Source organism: Gilliamella bombi, from assembly GCF_900103255.1.
GTDB lineage: Bacteria > Pseudomonadota > Gammaproteobacteria > Enterobacterales > Orbaceae > Gilliamella > Gilliamella bombi.
This window is the reverse complement of record NZ_FMWS01000105.1, coordinates 1-571: the sequence shown is the minus strand read 5'-3', so window position 1 is coordinate 571 and position 571 is coordinate 1. Positions and strand designations below refer to the sequence as shown.

Here is a 571-nt window from a genome sequence, read left to right as displayed (position 1 = left end):
ATCATTAGATAACAGCCTTTCCCCTCAGGAAAAAAAACGCAATACGTTATGTTACCCTCGTACCGTGTCCCTAAGTTCATTAGAGCGGGATGGCTTGATAGCGATAGAGGATGAAAACACAAAATGGGTCCAAGTGACGGCACTTGATGAGCAAATGCTACCAATACAAGGTTGGGTGAATATAAAACACAATGCACAAGCGCATATCAAACGGCGTAGTCCATGGCACTGGCCTGGGTTTGAAACGATAGAAGAAAAAGCAACAACAAGTGAATTAACAAAGAAACTTAGTACAAACCGAAGTACAAGGCTAGATATTGAAGATTGTACAGAAGCGATGTTAACGGTACTACGAATCTTAGCGCAATCTGGCTATAATCATTATTTATGGAAATTTCTACCGGATAAGGGAAAAAATAAAGTCAAAGAGTTTTTGCAATTATTAGAAATAAATAATAAGTATCCATTTACCAAAGAACAGTTCAAAGCGGTGTTACGAACAAGCTGGACAGCGGAGCTGATAGGGCATTTACTGGTAAAATATGAAAGTGAATGGTATGCCGATGAAGCG

Annotated in this window: 1 protein-coding gene; it reads left to right on the top strand. The window is 39.2% G+C overall.

The window, feature by feature from the left end:
• On the top strand, positions 1 to 571 hold a 571-nt coding region (locus tag B9N71_RS13150), incomplete at both ends, for a hypothetical protein (protein ID WP_167370121.1).